18 protein-coding genes are annotated in these 18,232 nt (G+C 51.1%); 11 read left to right on the forward strand and 7 right to left on the reverse strand.

The genetic code is table 11. The annotated features are described in order from the left end of the window. Positions 1 to 47: 47 nt before the first annotated feature. The 4 genes from TLL_RS12075 (at position 48) to TLL_RS12090 (ending at position 3,478) form a co-directional block, all read left to right on the forward strand. Positions 48 to 1,220, forward strand: a complete 1,173-nt coding sequence (locus TLL_RS12075) for an RNA-guided endonuclease InsQ/TnpB family protein (protein ID WP_011056363.1) — start codon at positions 48 to 50, stop codon at positions 1,218 to 1,220. Between the two features lie 47 nt (positions 1,221 to 1,267). After that, positions 1,268 to 2,263 carry an adenosylcobinamide-phosphate synthase CbiB gene (gene cbiB / locus TLL_RS12080; RefSeq protein WP_011058209.1) on the forward strand — a complete coding sequence of 332 codons (996 nt, stop codon included), beginning with the start codon at positions 1,268 to 1,270 and terminating at the stop codon, positions 2,261 to 2,263. A 328-nt stretch (positions 2,264 to 2,591) separates the two neighbouring features. Beyond that, positions 2,592 to 2,927 carry a hypothetical protein gene (locus TLL_RS12085; protein WP_164921036.1) on the forward strand — a complete coding sequence of 112 codons (336 nt, stop codon included), beginning with the start codon at positions 2,592 to 2,594 and terminating at the stop codon, positions 2,925 to 2,927. A gap of 68 nt (positions 2,928 to 2,995) precedes the next feature. Further along, positions 2,996 to 3,478: a hypothetical protein gene (locus TLL_RS12090; RefSeq protein ID WP_011058210.1), complete on the forward strand. Its 483-nt coding sequence runs from the start codon at positions 2,996 to 2,998 to the stop codon at positions 3,476 to 3,478. A gap of 29 nt (positions 3,479 to 3,507) precedes the next feature. Here TLL_RS12090 and TLL_RS12095 read toward each other — a convergent pair whose 3' ends face one another. Beyond that, positions 3,508 to 3,705 (reverse strand): DUF2949 domain-containing protein, encoded by a 198-nt coding sequence (locus TLL_RS12095; protein WP_164921037.1) that lies wholly within the window; start codon positions 3,703 to 3,705, stop codon positions 3,508 to 3,510. Between the two features lie 318 nt (positions 3,706 to 4,023). Between TLL_RS12095 and TLL_RS12100 the strand changes: the two genes are divergently transcribed. Further along, complete coding sequence (locus tag TLL_RS12100; protein ID WP_164921038.1) at positions 4,024 to 4,857, forward strand: acyl-CoA desaturase; 834 nt, start codon at positions 4,024 to 4,026, stop codon at positions 4,855 to 4,857. A gap of 6 nt (positions 4,858 to 4,863) precedes the next feature. Next, a complete protein-coding gene (locus tag TLL_RS12105) occupies positions 4,864 to 5,730 on the forward strand; it encodes an SDR family oxidoreductase (RefSeq protein WP_011058213.1) in 867 nt (288 codons plus the stop codon). A 40-nt stretch (positions 5,731 to 5,770) separates the two neighbouring features. Here the strand turns inward: TLL_RS12105 and ftsZ are convergent, their stop codons facing one another. Continuing rightward, entirely contained in the window at positions 5,771 to 7,006 is a 1,236-nt protein-coding gene (gene ftsZ / locus TLL_RS12110) for a cell division protein FtsZ (protein WP_231833786.1), read from the reverse strand. 99 nt (positions 7,007 to 7,105) lie between these two features. After that, the gene (locus TLL_RS12115) at positions 7,106 to 7,951 is read right to left on the reverse strand and encodes a metal ABC transporter permease (RefSeq protein ID WP_011058215.1); all 846 of its coding nucleotides are present in this window, start codon (positions 7,949 to 7,951) and stop codon (positions 7,106 to 7,108) included. A gap of 22 nt (positions 7,952 to 7,973) precedes the next feature. Between TLL_RS12115 and TLL_RS12120 the strand changes: the two genes are divergently transcribed. Next, the gene (locus TLL_RS12120; protein WP_164921039.1) at positions 7,974 to 8,765 is read left to right on the forward strand and encodes a TIGR00297 family protein; all 792 of its coding nucleotides are present in this window, start codon (positions 7,974 to 7,976) and stop codon (positions 8,763 to 8,765) included. 10 nt (positions 8,766 to 8,775) lie between these two features. Here the strand turns inward: TLL_RS12120 and TLL_RS13610 are convergent, their stop codons facing one another. Next, positions 8,776 to 9,258, reverse strand: a complete 483-nt coding sequence (locus TLL_RS13610) for a transposase (RefSeq protein ID WP_407635184.1) — start codon at positions 9,256 to 9,258, stop codon at positions 8,776 to 8,778. Positions 9,259 to 10,111: 853 nt separating this feature from the next. On the opposite strand from TLL_RS13610, the gene TLL_RS12130 reads away from it, so the two are divergent. The 4 genes from TLL_RS12130 to TLL_RS12145 all read left to right on the forward strand — a co-directional run bounded on the left by TLL_RS12130 (position 10,112) and on the right by TLL_RS12145 (position 14,227). Then, positions 10,112 to 11,029: a hemolytic protein HlpA gene (locus TLL_RS12130; RefSeq protein ID WP_011058218.1), complete on the forward strand. Its 918-nt coding sequence runs from the start codon at positions 10,112 to 10,114 to the stop codon at positions 11,027 to 11,029. 246 nt (positions 11,030 to 11,275) lie between these two features. Further along, entirely contained in the window at positions 11,276 to 11,899 is a 624-nt protein-coding gene (locus TLL_RS12135; protein ID WP_011058219.1) for a class I SAM-dependent methyltransferase, read from the forward strand. 232 nt (positions 11,900 to 12,131) lie between these two features. Continuing rightward, positions 12,132 to 12,983, forward strand: coding sequence for a class I SAM-dependent methyltransferase (locus TLL_RS12140; protein ID WP_164921040.1), 852 nt, complete (start codon positions 12,132 to 12,134; stop codon positions 12,981 to 12,983). Beyond that, entirely contained in the window at positions 12,980 to 14,227 is a 1,248-nt protein-coding gene (locus TLL_RS12145; RefSeq protein WP_011058221.1) for a glycosyltransferase family 4 protein, read from the forward strand. Before TLL_RS12140 ends, TLL_RS12145 begins: the two co-directional genes overlap by 4 nt. Before the next feature lie 502 nt (positions 14,228 to 14,729). Here TLL_RS12145 and ahcY read toward each other — a convergent pair. The 3 genes from ahcY to bchB form a co-directional block, all read right to left on the reverse strand. Continuing rightward, positions 14,730 to 16,019 carry an adenosylhomocysteinase gene (gene ahcY, locus TLL_RS12150; RefSeq protein ID WP_011058222.1) on the reverse strand — a complete coding sequence of 430 codons (1,290 nt, stop codon included), beginning with the start codon at positions 16,017 to 16,019 and terminating at the stop codon, positions 14,730 to 14,732. Positions 16,020 to 16,069: 50 nt separating this feature from the next. Beyond that, complete coding sequence (locus tag TLL_RS12155) at positions 16,070 to 16,450, reverse strand: hypothetical protein (RefSeq protein ID WP_011058223.1); 381 nt, start codon at positions 16,448 to 16,450, stop codon at positions 16,070 to 16,072. A gap of 70 nt (positions 16,451 to 16,520) precedes the next feature. Beyond that, complete coding sequence (gene bchB / locus TLL_RS12160) at positions 16,521 to 18,047, reverse strand: ferredoxin:protochlorophyllide reductase (ATP-dependent) subunit B (protein WP_011058224.1); 1,527 nt, start codon at positions 18,045 to 18,047, stop codon at positions 16,521 to 16,523. Positions 18,048 to 18,232: the final 185 nt, after the last annotated feature.

The raw sequence follows: 18,232 nt of genomic DNA on the forward strand, positions 1-18,232 counted from the left end.
CCAAGTATAGTTGTGTTACTCACAGAATAATCGCTATAATTTAAAGCATGCAAAAGGCTTTCAGTTACCGCTTCTACCCAACGACCGAGCAGGAATCCCTGCTTCGGAGAACATTGGGCTGTGTTCGGTTGGTTTATAACCGAGCACTGGCAGCCAGAACAGAAGCCTGGTATGAACGAAAAGAGAGACTTGACTACGTTCAAACCTCTGCCTTGCTTACTCAGTGGAAGAAGCAAGATGACCTTCAGTTTTTGAATGAGGTTAGCTGTGTTCCCTTGCAGCAGGCATTGAGACATCTGCAATCTGCTTTCACTAACTTTTTTGCAGGTCGGGCAAAATATCCCAACTTCAAAAAGAAACGCAATGGCGGTAGCGCAGAATTCACCAAGTCTGCTTTTAGGTGGAAAGACGGAAAAGTATTCTTGGCAAAGTGCAACGAACCGCCGAATATTCTCTGGTCGAGACGGCTTCCAGATGGTGTTGAACCATCCACGGTGACCATCAGGCTTAACCCTGCTGGACAGTGGTACATCAGTCTGAGGTTTGATGACCCCAGAGATTTGACACTGCAGCCCGTCGACCCGTCGGTTGGTTTGGACGTAGGGATGAGCAGTCTCATTACCCTGAGTACAGGGGAAAAGATTGCCAACCCCAAGCACTTTAACCGCTACTACAAACGACTCCGTAAGGCGCAGCGGTCTTTGAGTCGCAAACAAAAAGGCTCTCGCAATTGGGATAAGGCGCGGTTGAAAGTTGCCAAGATTCACCAGAAAATCTCTGATTCCAGAAAAGACCATTTGCACCAGTTGACGACTCGATTGATACGTGAAAACCAAACGATCATAATCGAGTCGTTGGCTGTGAAGAATATGGTCAAGAACCGTCAGCTTGCCCGATCCATCAGTGATGCTGGATGGGGTGAACTGGTACGGCAATTGGAATACAAGGCCCAGTGGTATGGTCGGACACTGGTGAAGATTGACCGATGGTTTCCCAGTTCTAAACGCTGTGGACAGTGTGGTCACATTGTTGAGCGGTTGCCATTGAGCGTCCGAGAATGGGACTGTCCTAAGTGTGGGGCGCACCATGATCGGGATATAAATGCCGCTGGGAATATTTTGGCCGTGGGACACACGGTTACAGTCTGTGGAGCGGGTGTAAGACCTGATAGACATACGTCTGGAGGGCAACTGCGAAGAAACAGAAAGTCTCAAAAGTGATTTTGGGAATCCCCCTGCTTTAGCGGGGGGAGGATGTCAACGTTCCTGTGTCTTGTCCACTCATTGCCTACACAACTCTTGTGGCCGCTGCTCTCCTTGATTTTGCCCTTGGGGACCCCTGGGGCTGGCCACATCCCGTACGCTGGATGGGAGCCTATATCCAATGCCTGAGCAAGCGGTTGAACTATGGCCAAGGCTGGCCAGTGTGGGCGCAGCGGATAGGGGGGGCAGTTCTGAGCTTGAGCTTAATCGTAGGTTCAGGCCTCATCAGTTGGGGCTTAGTGGCAGTGGGAATGGCAATTTCACCCGTGGTGGGTTGGGGGATTGCAGTCGTCGGTACCGCCAGCGGCTTTGCCGGCCGTAGTCTGCAGGATGCCGCAGCAGAGGTATTAGCCCCCTTAGCAACGGGGAATGTTACAGGGGCACGGCAGGCCTTAGCCAAATATGTCGGGCGTGAGACTTCCCACCTAGAGCCAGCCGAGATACTGCGCGCCCTACTGGAAACTGTTAGTGAAAATGCCACCGACGGCATGATGGCACCGCTTTTTTATGGAGCGATCGCCACCCTTATCGTGCCGCAAGGGAGCCCCTTGCCGCTGGTCATGGCCTATAAAGCCGCCAGCACCTTGGACTCGATGATCGGCTACCGTGAGCCACCCTACACCCATTGGGGCTGGTTTGCCGCCAAAACTGAAGATGTCCTCACATGGTTGCCCTGTCGGTTGTTGGTCTTTCTCGTTGCTCTCTGCTCCGGGCAGTGGCAGCGAGTGTGGCAGTGGTGTTGCCGTGATGCTCCTAAGGACCCTAGCCCCAATTCAGGGTGGAGTGAGTGTGCCTATGCAGCCGCTTTGGGGGTACGTCTGGGGGGCACGAATATCTATCGCGGCACGGTGAAGGTGAAACCCTTTTTAGGAGAACCGTTGCACTCCCTTGACCAAAAAACGATCCAGTCTGCGCTTGACCTTAGCCGCCAGATTTATCTCATGGCCTTAGGATTGACAGGAATACTTTTATTAATTTCTTGCAAATTGTTTTCTATTTAGAAATCTAACTAATTAGCAATGTAGCTAAGGCGTTCTACTGTAAATTGGGCACGCTAAAGCAAAAAACCGCCGGTAACTATGGTTATGGTTCAGCCCTCTCCTCTGCAAAATCAGACACTGGCTGCTTTCTCCCTCTCCATGGCGATCGCCCGCTGGAGATTCTTTTTAACTACAGTGCCCAAGGGCTACTGCTGATTGGTGTTTCTCCCACCCGCCCCAATATCAAGTCATTAGTATCAACGGCATTGACCAGGAGCTATTGGGGCATTCCTTCTCCGTGGCCTCACTGCTTCAGGATGAAGCACCGCTCACATTGCTGTGATCATTGTTGGCAACGTTGGCAACAGCAAATGTCTCTGCAAGGTCGGCACCGGGAACTCTGCTTCACCATGGTTCCCCTCAGAAAGCCATTATTCATTTAGGCAATGGCTTAGAGATTCCTACCGTCACCGAAGGTGTAGAAACTTGGGGTCAAGGACAACTCCGCCAACATCTTGGCTGTAAGGCGATTCAAGCCCACCTGCTCATAGAGCCACTTCCCTACTCCCAAGTATCCACTGGTCAATTCCTCCACTCAATGGCTTCAAGGGTCACCGCCCTTGGTGATGAGCATCATCAGTTGGGGGTGAGAAACACCACCGGTGCTCTTAGTCAGCCCATCTAAGATTAAGAGTATTCACTCCGGAGGGGCCAGACAAAACCGTTCTCTCCACCCACACAAAGGACACCCAAATGCTAAATCAGAAAGGCTTACTTCTCGCTTGCCTCGCCGTTGCCCTCAGCCCCGCTGTGAGCCGTGCTGTACCTCTCGCTTCCACCCAGACCCTGCAATCGCAACGCCCAAGTAATAATGGGGAATTGAAAACCCCAAGCAATCTACAGGTGCACCCTACCATCATCGGAAAGATTACTAAATCCCATTCCATCTCCTGCAATGAGATTGTGATTAATGCCACACTGCATCCTCCCGGCGGCTTTCCAGTAGGAGGTGCTACCGCTACTTTGTCACCTGCTGGTCGCAATGGTTGTAGTTACAAAATTATGGTTCCACCAGAGCTACTCGGCAAGCAGGTTCATCTGTGGGGAACGTTTAAGAGCTCTTCACCCCTGTTGTCAATTCAACCCGTCGGCTGGCAAAGTCCTATCTCTGTGCCTCAACAGTTAGGCATTTCCCAAAGCTACGACTTTGTTGCTATGGAAACAGTCATTCATTAAGCCTAAATAAAGGAATTCTGAGAGCGCCACTAGGGCTGACTCGCTTCTAGCCAATCAAAGATGCGGTCCAGCTGCTCAAGGCTCACCAAGCCATACTGCCAAAGAACAACCGGCAACAGATTCACCTGCTCATCGCAGTGCTTGAGGCCAAGGTCAATGGCAGCGGTGGGCAGTGCCATCTCCCGCTGTAGGAAGTCAATGAGTCGTGTCCAACGTGGCGTTTTCATGATTCCTATAACTACCACACCTTACCCTCTATCCTAGGGATTAATCTGAGAAAACGCAACATTTCGTTACAAAACCACAGACAATGAAATAATCAGCCTGCTATTTGGTATGATGCCTGCTATTTTCGGCGACACTTTCCCCGGAAACTTCCCCCAGCAGAGGGAATTTCTAGAGGCAAAGGCTCCATCATTCGTCTTGGGCAACACATTCTAAGTAAAGAGACTCAACCGTAGCTCGTTATACTAAAGTCTGATAGGGGCTGTTCAAGCTCAGCCTAGAGAGAACAGCGACCTATTAGTTGTTTCAAGGATGTGTTCATGACCCAAGCGACCGTTGCCAAACCCCCCATTGCCTGGCCTACGGCGACCTTTATTATTTTTGTCCACCTCGGTGCTCTTCTTGCTTTTTTACCCAGCATGTTTAGCTGGCAGGCAGTTCTGCTGGCCCTTGTGCTCCACTGGTTGACCGCTGGCATTGGTATTACCTTGGGTTGGCACCGTCTGGTCTCCCATCGTAGCTTCCAGGTCCCTAAATGGCTGGAGTATTTCCTGGTCTTTTGCGGCACGCTCTCAATGCAAGGGGGGCCGATTTGGTGGGTGGGGCTGCACCGCCATCACCATCTGTACTCCGATCAACCGAATGATCACCACGATTCCCGTAAGGGCTTTTGGTGGAGCCATATTGAATGGATGTTTCATGAGGTGCCGGCGGAGGCAGAAATTCCCCGTTTCACCAAGGATATTGCTGATGACCCCGTCTATCGGTTTCTTGACAGGTACTTTCTTCCCATTCAGGTGGTCTTGGCGATTGTCCTTTATCTTTGGGGGGGCTGGCCATTTGTGGTTTGGGGAATTTTTGTGCGGCTGGTAACAGTCTATCACACCACTTGGCTTGTCAACAGTGCCACCCATACCTTTGGCTATCGCACCTTTGAAACCACGGATCACTCAACAAATTGCTGGTGGGTAGCTCTGTTAACCTTTGGTGAGGGCTGGCACAATAATCACCACGCCTATCAATACTCGGCACGCCATGGTTTGCAGTGGTGGGAATTGGATCTGACGTGGCTCACCATTCGCTTCTTGCAATTGCTGGGCTTGGCCAAGAAGGTACGGTTGGTGGAGGCACCGGCAGCCTCTTGCCAAGATTAGCGGGCAATGCGGGTTCTTATTCTCGGTTGTGGTTATACAGGAACTTGGTTGGCGCGATCGCTCCACGCCCAAGGCATTGATGTGGTCATGACCAACCGTCGGGGGGAGCCGCCGCCAGAACTCAGCACCCTTCCCTGTTTTCCCTTTAAATGGGAGCAGCAGGGGGAGCAACTTCCCTTAGCACCAGCTGCCCTTGAGGGGGTAACCCACGTCCTTAATGGTATTCCCCCCGATCGCCAAGGGGAGGATGCGGTTGCGCTAGCACTGTTGCCTCAGTTAGAAAAACTGAATCTGCATTGGTTTGGCTATCTTTCGACAACGGGGGTCTATGGCGATCGCCAAGGGGGCTGGGTAGATGAAACGACACCCGTCAATCCCCAAAATTTGCGTTCACAACACCGCGTCAGGATTGAGCAAGTCTTTCTTAACGCCAATTTGCCTACCCACATTTTTCGCCTCCCCGGCATCTATGGCCCCGGAGAAGGGCGTAATCCTATCGCTCGTATTCTCAAGGGCGATGTTCAACTCATTGATAAGCCGGGGCACTACTTTTGCCGTATCCATGTGGCAGATATTGTCCAAACCCTTGAGCGATCGCTGGCACAGCCTACCCCACAGGAAATCTATAACCTGAGTGATGATCAACCCTCAGAGTCGCTCCCTGTGCTACTTGAGGCCTATCGTCTTTTGGGTCGTCCAGCACCACCAGCAATACCCTTGGAGGCAGCCAATCTGAGTCCAATGGCTCAATCTTTTTGGCGTGAATCCCGCCGAGTGCGCAATGACAAAATCAAGCAGGCCTTAGGGGTGCAACTCCGCTATCCCTCCTACCGCGAGGGGCTACGAGCGATCGCTCGTGAATTGGGTCTTTGAGGTCAACTGCCCCCGGCTGCAGGAGGGATGCCTGGCATACCTAGGGGGTCGGTCGCCGTCGCTGGAGAAATTCAGGAATGTCCAACTTCGGTTTGGCTTCAACCTCTGGTGCAGGCGCTTCAGGAGGGGGAGATGTCGTTGCTAGGGGGCGGTTCGTCAGGGGTGTTGTCTTGGTTGTGGCACGGGTGCGGCTCATGGGTTCACCACTAAAGCCAGTGGCGATAACGGTGATTTGAACTTCCCCCTGCATTTGCGGATCAATGACAGCACCAAAGATGATATTGGCGTTGGCATCGGCCACATTGTAAATGACGTCTGCGGCAGCATTGACTTCATGGAGACTGAGATCGGTGCCCCCTGTAATGTTAAAGACAACGCCCTTGGCACCCTCGATAGACCGCTCCAGTAGAGGTGAAGAAATGGCGCTGAGGGCAGCTTCAGTGGCCCGTGACTTTCCAGAGGCAATACCAATGCCCATCATGGCAGAACCGGCATCAGCCATCACCGAGCGAATATCGGCAAAATCCACGTTAATCAGCCCCGGCACGTTGATAATGTCGGAAATCCCCTGAACCCCTTGGCGCAGCACATCATCAGCAACGCGAAACGCATCCTGAACCGATGTTTGCTCAGAGATGACCGAGAGAATCTTGTCATTGGGAATCACGATTAGGGTATCCACGCGACTTTGCAGTGCTTCAATCCCTTCATCGGCTTGGTTCGCTCGACGACGACCCTCAAAGGTAAAGGGGCGGGTCACCACTGCAACGGTGAGGGCTCCCTGTTCCTTGGCCACTTCCGCCACAATTGGGGCAGCGCCGGTGCCAGTGCCGCCCCCCATGCCACAGGTAATGAAAATCAAATCAGCGTCCTTGAGCGCCGCAGCCAGGTCTTCGCGGGATTCTTCGGCCGCCTTTTGACCAATGGCGGGGTTGCCACCTGCGCCAAGACCACGGGTGAGTTTCTGGCCAATTTGCAGGCAGCGGTGGGCTTGGGATTGGGCGATCGCCTGCGCATCAGTATTGACACACCAAAATTCAACACCCGCCACATTACTGGCAATCATGCGGTTTACTGCATTGCCACCGCCACCACCGACACCAATCACTTTGATGCGTGCCGCTGAAGTTTCCACCAATTTGTCATAACTCCTTAAGACATCGGTTGGTGCGCCATGACCATTGTCGCCAGATGCAATGGCTACCTCTCCCGAAATAAAGGACGGGGGGACTTCAGGGGGAACAGGTTCCGTAGGCCACTGTTGATCTGACTCCATAACGCAACTGTCTTTACCCATGATAAATATGGGGCAACTATATCATGAACCCTAGCAACGGCATCGACAATCCCCCACAAAACAATCTTTATCATTCTTCTAACTCAGGGGGGAGCGGGCTTTGGCCAAAAGACCGTGCTTGGGGGCAAAAATCATCGTCAGCAAAAAAATGACTGTTTGCAGAACAACAATGCAGCCCCCCGTTGACGCATCCAGATAGTAACTGATGTAGGTGCCTAGCAAACTGCCGAGACCACCCACGGCTAGGGCAATCAGTACCATGATGCCAAAGCGATCGCTTAGCAAATAGGCGGTTGCCCCCGGTGTAATGAGCATCGCCACAACGAGAATGATGCCCACGGTTTGCAGGGCCGCCACAGTGGTTAGGGACAGCAACGCCAGCAGAAGATAGTATAGCAGCGTTGTATTCAAGCCAATGGTGCGGGCATGGGTGGGGTCAAAGCAAAAGAGGATGAAGTCGCGATGCAGGAGGGCGAGCGTGATCAATGTAATGAGGCTAACAATGACCGTTTGCCAGAGGTCGCGATCGCTAATCCCCAAGACATTCCCAAAGAGAATGTGCATTAGGTCAACGCTACTGGCGGTCTTCGAGAGCAACACCAACCCCAAGGCAAAAAAGCCCGTAAACACCAAGCCAATAACGGTATCCTCCTTCACCCTTGTTTGCTGCTGAATGAAACCAATCAGGGTCACGGCCATCAAACCAAAGACAAAAGCTCCCAAAGCAAAGGGTAACCCTAGCCAGTAGGCCAAAACCACACCAGGTAAGACCGCATGGGACACAGCATCCCCCATCAGTGCCCAGCCTTTCAGGGTCAAAAAACAAGACAATACAGCACAAACGCAGCCCACAAGGGTGCTTACTCCCAGTGCTTTGACCATAAAGGCGTGTTGCAGTGGCTCCAATAGCCAAGTGATCATCATCTGTCCTCTATCCCTGAAAAGTATGATAAGGTGCTGCCAGTACAGTCGGAGCGCGGTTCTGGTGGATGGCATCCTGTTACTGAACCCTTGGTGGATGGGTGTTTTGCTCAATACTCTCCTTGGGGCGATCGCCCTTCTGACGCGACAAAAATTACTCACCCCCGCAGGACTCTTCCATGCATGGCTCCTCGGCGTGCTCATTTGGGGCACCTTAAGCTGGCAAGGCTATCTGATTGTCATGGTCTATTTCCTTGTCGGTTCAGCCGTCACCCGCCTTGGTATGGCCGAAAAAGAGGCCGCTGGTATTGCGGAAAAACGCTCAGGGGCACGTGGACCCGAGAATGTCTGGGGATCGGCTTTTACAGGTACTGTCTGCGCACTCCTTCTGGTTTTACTTCCCCAATGGCGGCAGTTATTCTTAGTGGGGTTTGTTGCCAGTTTTAGTACTAAGCTGTCGGACACCTGTGCCAGTGAAGTGGGCAAAGCCTACGGCCAGCGCACGTTTCTGATCACGACATTGCAAGCGGTGCCGCGGGGAACTGAAGGTGCCGTGAGCTTAGAGGGAACACTAGCAGGGCTAGTTGGTGCAACTGTAATTGCTCTGCTAGGCTGGAGTCTGGGCTTGATGGGGGCGATCACCATTCCCATTTGCATTCTTGCTGCTTTCTTTGCCAATGTTGTGGAGAGTCTAGTGGGAGCAACGCTTCAGGGACGCTACCCTTGGCTCAGTAATGAACTGGTCAATGGTATTAACACCACAGTCGGTGCTGGCCTCGCAATGGGGGCGATCGCTCTTTTGCGCCTTGGTGTCTAGTGAACTTTTGTTATTGAGCAGCAGGTAATCTCTTGAGGCAGAAGTGTTGAATCCTGCAACAAAACTTAACATTATAAGTGACGAGTTGCTCTGGCTGCCAATCAAAGCGCCAATGCACTATCGAGCACCGACCACTGAGTTCGAGTTGAAAATATCGCAATTTATCTAATAGCTTCCTCCCAAAGTATTTAGGTGCATCCACTAGCTCTAAAATTAAATATGTAATTAAAACCATATAAATCTGATTCACCACTTCCTTCAAGCTCTTCGTAATCAGTCTGTCTAAGGATAAATGCATCTTCAGAAATTTCCATAGATTCTCAATCGCCCACCGATGCCGATATAGTTGACTCACTTCTTCATCTCTCAGATGCTTTAGATTCGTCGCAAGACAAAACTCCGTTTGATTCTCGTCATAAAATTGAGCCACTCGATATCTATGATGATTGAACTTCATTTTCATGTTATTCTTGATACGTACAACAATAAACAGTTCCTCTCACTCAGTTGCTCTAAAAATTTCCAACTCGCAAACCCTCTATCCATGACAACAAAAGCATTCTCAGAGATCATTCCTAGAATCTCCTCTTGAAAGGTCAGGTCATGTCTCTCCCCCAAAAGAAATCACCGCTTTACCCAGAATATTCGCTGTTAAATAAATCCTGTAATTAACTTCACTCGATGATATTGATAGAAACACAAGAGTTGACTGGTCAGGCTAATGACACTTGAATCGATAGGAAATATCATCGGCCTGGGAGAATGATGTCTCTTTTGTGCTTAAGACATCAGATGAGTGTAAATCCTTTCGAATAAGCTGGTGTCCTGAGTTTTGTTGGCTTTCGAAAAAGTGGAGATGTCTACTGTAATTCCTGAATGATTTAAGCAATAAAATAAGGCTCTCATGCTGGTTAACCGTTAGTCGAGGATGTAGGTCAAGCAGATTTTGAAGAACAATTGAGAGTTCAGGACAGGGTAGTCACACGGGCTGAGCCGATTGAGAATAGACTTGACAACAGTTGCAAAAGATGCAAAGTAAGTTGATATTCTTTCTTCTTCTAAGGGAAGACCGCAACATTTCTTTCTTTTTTAGCCTCTTAATCTATCTTTCAACACTTCTGGGAGAGAATAATTAATTTAATATTATTTACAGGAAGTTGCTGGATGCCCGATCTCCGCCTGGCTTTCTTTTGGAAGATGCCTGATGTCAGTGTTTTCCAGTCGCTATGGCATTGTTGTCTACACAGTGTGCTTGTTGCAATACGCATGGAAACTGAGCAAAATCTCATACCCTAAAATTACCGCCACCTTTCTATAGTCAACTTTTATCTTGGTAGATGTTTTCGATGTCTGAGTTTCAACTGACCACGCCGGTTGCCTTCATCATCTTCAACCGGCCCGATACAACCAAGCGGGTGTTTGACGAAATCGCCAAGGCTAAGCCACCAAAGTTACTGGTGGTAGCCGATGGCCCTCGCGTTGATCGGCAAGGTGAGGCCGACAAAGTTGCCGCTGCGCGCGCCGTCATCAATTGCGTGAATTGGGAGTGCGAAGTGCTGACGAATTTCTCTGAAACAAACTTGGGTCTCAGGCAGCGCGTCTCCAGCGGAATCGACTGGGTGTTTGCACAGGTGGAAGAAGCTATTATTCTCGAAGACGATTGCCTACCCGACCCGACTTTTTTCCGTTTTTGTCAGGAACTACTGGAACACTATCGCCACGACCAACGCATCGGCATGATTAGCGGCAACAACTTCCAGTTCGGGCGCCGCCGTAATCGCGATAGTTATTACTTTTCGAAATATACCCATATCTGGGGTTGGGCTACTTGGCGTGACCGGTGGGTCGGTAGCTACGACGTCGCGATGTCCAAATGGCCGCGCATCCGCGACGAAGGCTGGCTAATAGATATGGTGGGCAATGCACGGGAAGCACGTTACTGGGAAAACATTTTTGAACAGGTATATTGCGGTAAAATTAACAGTTGGGCTTACCAGTGGACTTTTGCGAATTGGGTTGAGGGTCGGCTAACCATCCTACCAGCAACAAACCTGATCTCGAATATCGGTTTCGGTTCTGATGCTACTCATACGAACGGGACAAGCGAATTGGCCAATATGGCTCGTGTGCCGATGAATTTTCCTTTGGTGCATCCTGTGGGAGTAATCAGGAATAACCAGGCCGATAGGTTCAGCTATATCAAATGTTTTCAGCAACCATTTGTTAAGCGTGTTTTCAATAAACTCGCCAGGTTGCTTCGATGACAGTTTCGAGTAAAAGATGGTTTCGATTAAAAATCAAGCGGCGGTGTGACGCGCTATCATTTTAACGGGACGATGGTGCTCGATTTTGTCTAAAAGTATTCTCAAAAAACTTATAGTATAATGCGAAGAAACCTCCACTGTACAATCTTGATAAGTTGGAACATTCTCTTTGATGTTTACGCTTGTTACACTTGTCTCCGAAGAATAATAAGCAGGCTCTAGCATATGATTAGCGAGTGATGCTGCATGTATAAAGTTAATCTTGGTTGTGGATCTGTTTTTGTCGATTCACCCGATTGGTTGAATCTGGATTACGTGTCTTATTCTCCTGCAGTGCGTAAAGCCAATCTGCTGTCAAGGCTTCCGCTGCCGGATGGCACGGCAACATTGGTCTATTCCTCACATTTTTTTGAGCACGTGCCACGGGCAATGGTGAGCGGGTTGCTCCGTGAATGCTTTCGTGTGTTGCAACCGGGAGGAGTGCTAAGACTGGTGGTGCCCGATCTTGAGAATATGGTGCGTGAATACCTGGCTAGGCGCGAGTCGAGACAACATGCCAAGGCGGATTTTGTGGTGTTCGAACTCATTGATCAATGTGTTCGCAGTGAGCCGGGTGGCGAGTTGGGACGGTTTTATCGACAGATTATTTTGCAAGAAGAGAGATGTAGCGAGATGATTGAATATGTTCGTCGGCGGACAGGGGAAGATTTGCCGGCAATTGCAATTGCAAACCGGCAGGGAAACTACAGTCCGCGGCGTTTTATCGGTGTGCTCTGGGGGCATGTTGTACGCGCCTGGATCCAGCTCTGGTGCCTTTGCGCTACCAGCAGCCTTTTGTACCTAGAATGTCAGCTTTGCGGCAGTGGGTGAACGCCATCAGTGGTTGTAGGATTTCCATCTGTTAAAGACCGCACTCGAAGCTGTGGGATTCCTCGATGTCCAACGACGCAGCGCCAGCGCTGCCGCCGACTTTCTGTTCTAGGCCTTTTACCTGGATCGGTTGGCTTGCTCCACAAACGAGAACAGCTGTTCTTCGTAGAAGATTGGATGCCTGATTCGCGCCGACGACAGCGATTTCACATACCAAATGGAGGCTCAATGGATGGAACTTACAAAGTGGATATCGCCAGATGATTTGGTATTCCTTTCTGCAGAAGAGCGTCATTGGTTGGGTGAAGTTTTCAGTCGCTTTTCAGGTTTTCCGAATTTGGATCAGATTTGGAGTTTGATCGATGATGTATGGAAGATTTTCGGCTGTGATCCTGAGGTAATGGATGAGCGAATTTCGGCATTTTATAGTCACCCCGTCTGGTTGTTGAATGGCTTGTTTATTGAACAGCATTTGGAAAGCTTGGCAAACAGAGAGGAATTTAGCAATTGGGTAGCGAAACAGGCGCCGCAGCGTGTAGCAGACTTCGGTGGAGGTTTTGGAACCTTGGCACGCATGATCGGACAAAAGCTACGTGATATAACAGTTGAAGTGATTGAGCCACATCCTCATCCGTTGGCTATTGCACGAGCGGAGAAAACTCCTAATGTTCGCTATCAAAAAAAACTTATCGAGCAGTATGATGTAATCGTAGCCACTGATGTTTTTGAACATGTATTTGACCCTTTGCAACTAGTTTATGATACGGCACAATGCCTATGCATTGGTGGGAAGTACTTGATTGCAAATTGTTTTTTTCCGGTGATTCTTTGTCACTTACCGCAAACTTTCCACTTACGTTATTCGTGGGATGCGGCAATGAAAGCAATGGGGCTTGATCCATCTGATAAAGTCGCATATGGACGGGCATACATTCGGCGGGGAGAGTTAAATCTCGAAGCGGCACGTCAAGTCGAACGATATTCGATAGCAATGTGGCAATATAACAGATTTCTGCCTGGTAGACTGGCACGGCCCATGACGCGTGTTTTGTTGTTTCTTCTTAATCGTGGAGCTAAGCCATGAAGGTCTATCACCTCAACCATTTTGATATCATCGGTGGTGCGGCGCGTGCGGCCTACCGCATCCACCACGCCTTGCGAGAGGTGGGGGTAGACTCCACCCTTCTCGTCGATGTTGGGATGTCTGGGGATTGGACAGTCCAGGGGCCAACTACAAAGTTCGGGAAAGCGCTGGCCAGGCTTCGCCCGGCAATGGTTCAACTCTTGTTGAAATCGGTGTTCAAGACAGGAAATCCGAGCCCGCATTCGCCAGCCTTGCTTCCCTCTGGTCGAGTAGCAGCTTTAAACCAAAGCGATGTGGACATAGTGCATTTGCACTGGGTTCAGGGGGAGATGTTGTCGATTGCCGACATTGGCCGGTTACGCAAACCGGTGGTCTGGACCCTTCATGACATGTGGGCATTCTGCGGTGCTGAGCACTACGCTGAGGATTGTCGCTGGCGGCAGGGCTATTGCCGTGATAACCAGCGCAGTGATGAGTCTGGATTTGATCTCAATCGCTGGACATGGTTATGCAAGTGCAAGCATTGGAAAAAACCAATGCAGATCGTAACACCTAGCCGTTGGTTGGCCCAGTGTGTGCGTGAGAGTGCCCTGATGCGCGACTGGCCAGTAAGCGTAATCCCCAATCCAATCAATACCGAGCGCTGGCAGCCCGTGGAAGCCAAGCTCGCGCGATCGCTGCTGGGCTTTCCCCAAGATGTACCGCTAGTGCTTTTTGGGGCTATTGCCGGTGGTAAAGATCCCCGTAAGGGTTTTGATCTGTTGCTTGCTGCGCTTCACCATCTTCATGGTCAAGTTGCCGATCTGCAGTTGGTAGTCTTTGGCGAGCACCGACCGAAAAATCCCCCAGACTTGGGTTTTCCAATTCACTACACCGGTCATCTGCACGATGACCTGACTCTGCGTATATTGTATAGCGCGGCTGATGTAATGGTAGTTCCATCTCGGCAAGAAGCATTCGGGCAGACAGCATCGGAATCGCATGCATGCGGTACCCCCGTTGTTGCCTTCAATACCAGTGGTTTGCCAGATATCGTCAAGCACGAGGAGACAGGTTACCTGGCCAAACCATTTGATCCAGAGGATCTTGCGCGGGGCATTGAATGGGTGCTGTCAGACTCGGTGCGCCGCGCGCAGCTCAGAAAAAATGCCCGGGCACGGGCAGAACAATGCTTCGCTAGTCAACTAGTGGCAACGCAATATCGTCAGGTATATGAGTCCGTGATGAATGGTGTTGTTATTTAGGTGCCCGCGCCATGACAAATCATCCTGAGATTTTGGCTGCACTCATCAACGAAGAAATTAGACCGCCAGCAGCAAGACCGGCAATCAAGAAGCGACATTTGAGGAACGCCAGTACTAACATTAGCCAGCATTAGCCAGAGGCCTTTGGCTTGATGGAAAACTTGGTAGCACTGGCAACTCGGCTTACTTCCTCAGAATAAATTGGGTGGGATGGAGGAAGCAGCGGTAGCAGGACAGCACCAGTAGGGCTTGCTGAGCCGGAACGCAGGACAACCCAAACAACTCAAGCAACCTAGGAAGGAACTGATTGCCATCCAGTTACACTCTTACTATTGAGCATCCAAGGTCAACTGCACGATCCCTCTCGCCTCAAGCCGCCAAATCAGCGGAATCTAACCCCTGATCCCAACCACTAGAAAAGTGATCGGCATACACCACCTTTCTGAACCGGATCAAGGAGATTGTTCAGCATTGCCAATCCTTTGCAGGCTGAGGGGAGCCTCTAGGTACCGGATGTCCAAGAATTCATGTACTCCACCTGTTCAGGGGTGAGGGTGTCAATGGCAATGCCCATGGCTTGCAGTTTCAAGCGGGCAATTTCCTGATCCACTGCGGCGGGAATGGGGTGAATACCGGCAGCCAACTGGCCTTTATTTTTAACGAGATATTCACAGCCAAGGGCTTGGTTGGCAAAGCTCATATCCATCACACTGGCGGGGTGACCTTCTGCCGCCGCAAGGTTAATGAGTCGCCCTTCCCCCAAAACAATGATGGATTTGCCACTGGGGAGAATATACTCCTCGGTAAAGTTGCGCACAACGCGGACTTGCTTGGCAAGGGTTTTTAGGGTGGCGAGGTCAATTTCAATATCGAAGTGACCGGAGTTGGCAACCATTGCCCCATCTTTCATGACGGCAAAGTGCTCGGCGCGGATGACGTGTTTATTCCCCGTCACGGTAATGAAAATATCGCCAAGGGGCGCGGCGTCGAGCATCGGCATGACACGGAAGCCATCCATGACCGCTTCAATGGCCCGCACGGGATCGATTTCCGTCACAATCACATTGGCACCCATGCCCCGTGCCCGCAGAGCTGTTCCTTTACCGCACCAGCCATAGCCAGCTACGACAACGGTTTTACCGGCAAGGAGAATGTTCGTTGCCCGAATAATGCCATCGAGGGTGGATTGACCCGTGCCATAGCGGTTATCAAAGAAGTGTTTGGTGTCGGCATCGTTGACGTTAATGGCAGGGAAAGTGAGGACACCATCGCGGAACATGGCCTTGAGGCGGACAATGCCAGTGGTGGTTTCTTCAGTGGTGCCAATAATGTCGCTGATCTGGTGCTGGCGCTCCTTGACGAGGGTGGCAACCACATCACAGCCGTCATCAATGATGATGTTGGGACGGTGATCAAGGGCAATGTTGACGTGGCGCATGTAGGTGGCGGTGTCTTCTCCTTTTTGAGCAAAGACCGGAATGCCGTAGTTCACTACCAAGCTAGCGGCCACATCGTCTTGGGTGGAGAGGGGATTACTGGCAATGAGCACTGCGTCAGCACCGCCGGCTTTGAGGGCGATCGCCAGATTAGCGGTTTCTGTGGTCACATGGCAGCAGGCGGCTAAGCGAATACCTGCAAAGGGCTTTTCTTTCTCAAAGCGATCGCGAATCTGGCGCAGTACCGGCATCTCCCGACTGGCCCATTCAATCCGTTGCTGGCCTAAAGGGGCAAGGCTCAAGTCTTTGACATCGTGGCGAACAGGGGCTTCAGATTTTATGGGAGAAGACACCATACTGTGGTTCCTGAAAAAGGCTACGGCTCCCCATTATACGCAAGAATTACCTAGGGGGAATTTTTCCGCAAGGCCCAACTGGTAACCGTACCACCGGGAACAATGGGCAAATTCACGGTGGCAATTTCCAAAAGATGACCCTTGCGATTGCGAAACTGAAAGGTGCAGATATCCACCCCCACCAGTTGGCAGCCCATCAGTTCGCTATAGCCCTGACTGAGCAGATAGGCCACCGTCGGCGTCGTTGTTGTCGGATTCACCATTGCTGGATTGACCACGGGTTGCCAACCACGCTCAATGAGACGTCGACGAACATCGGCATAGCTCATGCCTTGGCGTAAACGCGGTACCCGCTGGGCAAGGGCACTCGGCCCAAAACCAACGCCTGCTGCCAGTAAACTAAGGGCAATGATGCGTTTGAGGAATACCATAGGAATTGGTGGTTAGATGCCAACGGCTATACGCTGTAACGGTCAGGTTCATGCAGGTTTGACGGTGGACTTAAGCCCCCACGGCTTCTTTGGCAGCATAAAGGACTTCCACAGTAATCTCGCTAATTCCCTGTTCGCGAGCGAATTTTTCTGTGTTGCGCTTGACCTTGCCGCGCACAAAGCCCGGAATCTTGTTCAATTCCGCTAGCCCTGCCGCTGTCCATGTCAAATCCGAGTCGGCGGAGAGTCCCTTGTGAATCACTGCTTTGGTGTCATGGCCACCAAAAATTTCCAGCAGGTGGTCTTCCATCCCCAAAGTGAAGGAGTTGTAGATGAGGTCGACCAGTTGATTGGTGCCCTCGTAGCCCAGGAAAGGCCGATAGCCCACAGGAAAGTCTTGGATATGGATGGGGGCAGCAATGACACCACAGGGAATGTTGAGGCGTTTGCCCACATGGCGTTCCATTTGCGTGCCAAAGATAGCAGCAGGTTCAACGCGGGCGATCGCGTCCCCAACCACCGTGTGGTCATCGGTAATCAGTACCTCGTCACAAAAGCCGGCCACCTCTGCGCGGAACCAATCGGCGTCGTATTTGCAGTAGGTGCCTGCCCAAACAACGTGGATACCCATTTCCCGACTGAGAATCTTGGTCATCGCTGCTGCATGGGTATTGTCCCCAAAAACAACCGCCTTTTTACCGGTGAGGTTTTGGCAATCAATGGAGCGGGAGAACCAAGCGGCTTGGGACACCTCCCGTGTTTGCTGCTCGATAAAGGCTTCGTAGTTAACACCTGCCCCCTGAGCATTGAGCACCCCTTGAATGGCACGGATACAACGGGCGGTTTCTACCACACCCATTGGCGTAATGCGGACGCTCGGCTGGCCAAATTCCCTTTCCAGGTATTGAGCAGTGAGGCCACCAATTTCCCGATAGGGGACAAGGTTAAACCACGCTTGGGGGAGTCGCTGCAGGTCATGGACGGTGGCTGCCGCAGGAATCACCAGATTTACCTGAATGCCAAGGTCAGCCATCAGTTGCTTGAGTTCGCGGCAATCGTGCTGGTTGTGGAAGCCGAGGGTGGTGATGCCGATGATGTTGACGCTAGGGGTGGGGGTTTTGCTCGTCCCTAAGGTGCCTTGGCGGCGGGCTTTGTCAATATAAAACTGAACGATTTGCTCAAGGGTGCGATCGGCGGCCTGTAATTCATTGACGCGATAGTGATTGACATCCGCTAAGAGAACATCGGCAGTGGTGCTAAGGCTGGCGCGCCGGACAAAGTTTTGCAAGTCCTCTTGGAGAATGCTGGAGGTACAGGTGGGGGTGAGCACAATTAAATCAGGGTGCTCTTCAGTGTCTTTGCGGATGATATTGTCCACCACTTTTTCCTGGGAGCCGCGGGCTAAGACGTGGCGATCAACAATACTGGCGGTAACAGGGGTAAAGTCGCGCTCTCGCTCAAGCATTGAGCGCATGACGTTGAAGTAATCATCCCCAAGGGGCGCGTGCATAATGCCATGCACATTTTTGAAGGAACTGGCAATGCGCAGAGTACCAATGTGGGCAGGCCCTGCATACATCCAGTAGGCAAGTTTCATCGCGTCAACTCCTGGGGCAAAGGTGTTTTAATGTCCGATCGCGATCGTAGCGAGGCGCTTTCCCTAGCCCAGCAAAACGTTGCAAAACTTGAAGGAAGTGGCAAGGCCCCTTAACATAGCAACATCTTTCCCCTCTCCCGTAAAATTGATAAATACTGCAACTCCAACTCAGTTTGCCCGTTTTA

Source organism: Thermosynechococcus vestitus BP-1 (assembly GCF_000011345.1).
GTDB lineage: Bacteria > Cyanobacteriota > Cyanobacteriia > Thermosynechococcales > Thermosynechococcaceae > Thermosynechococcus > Thermosynechococcus vestitus.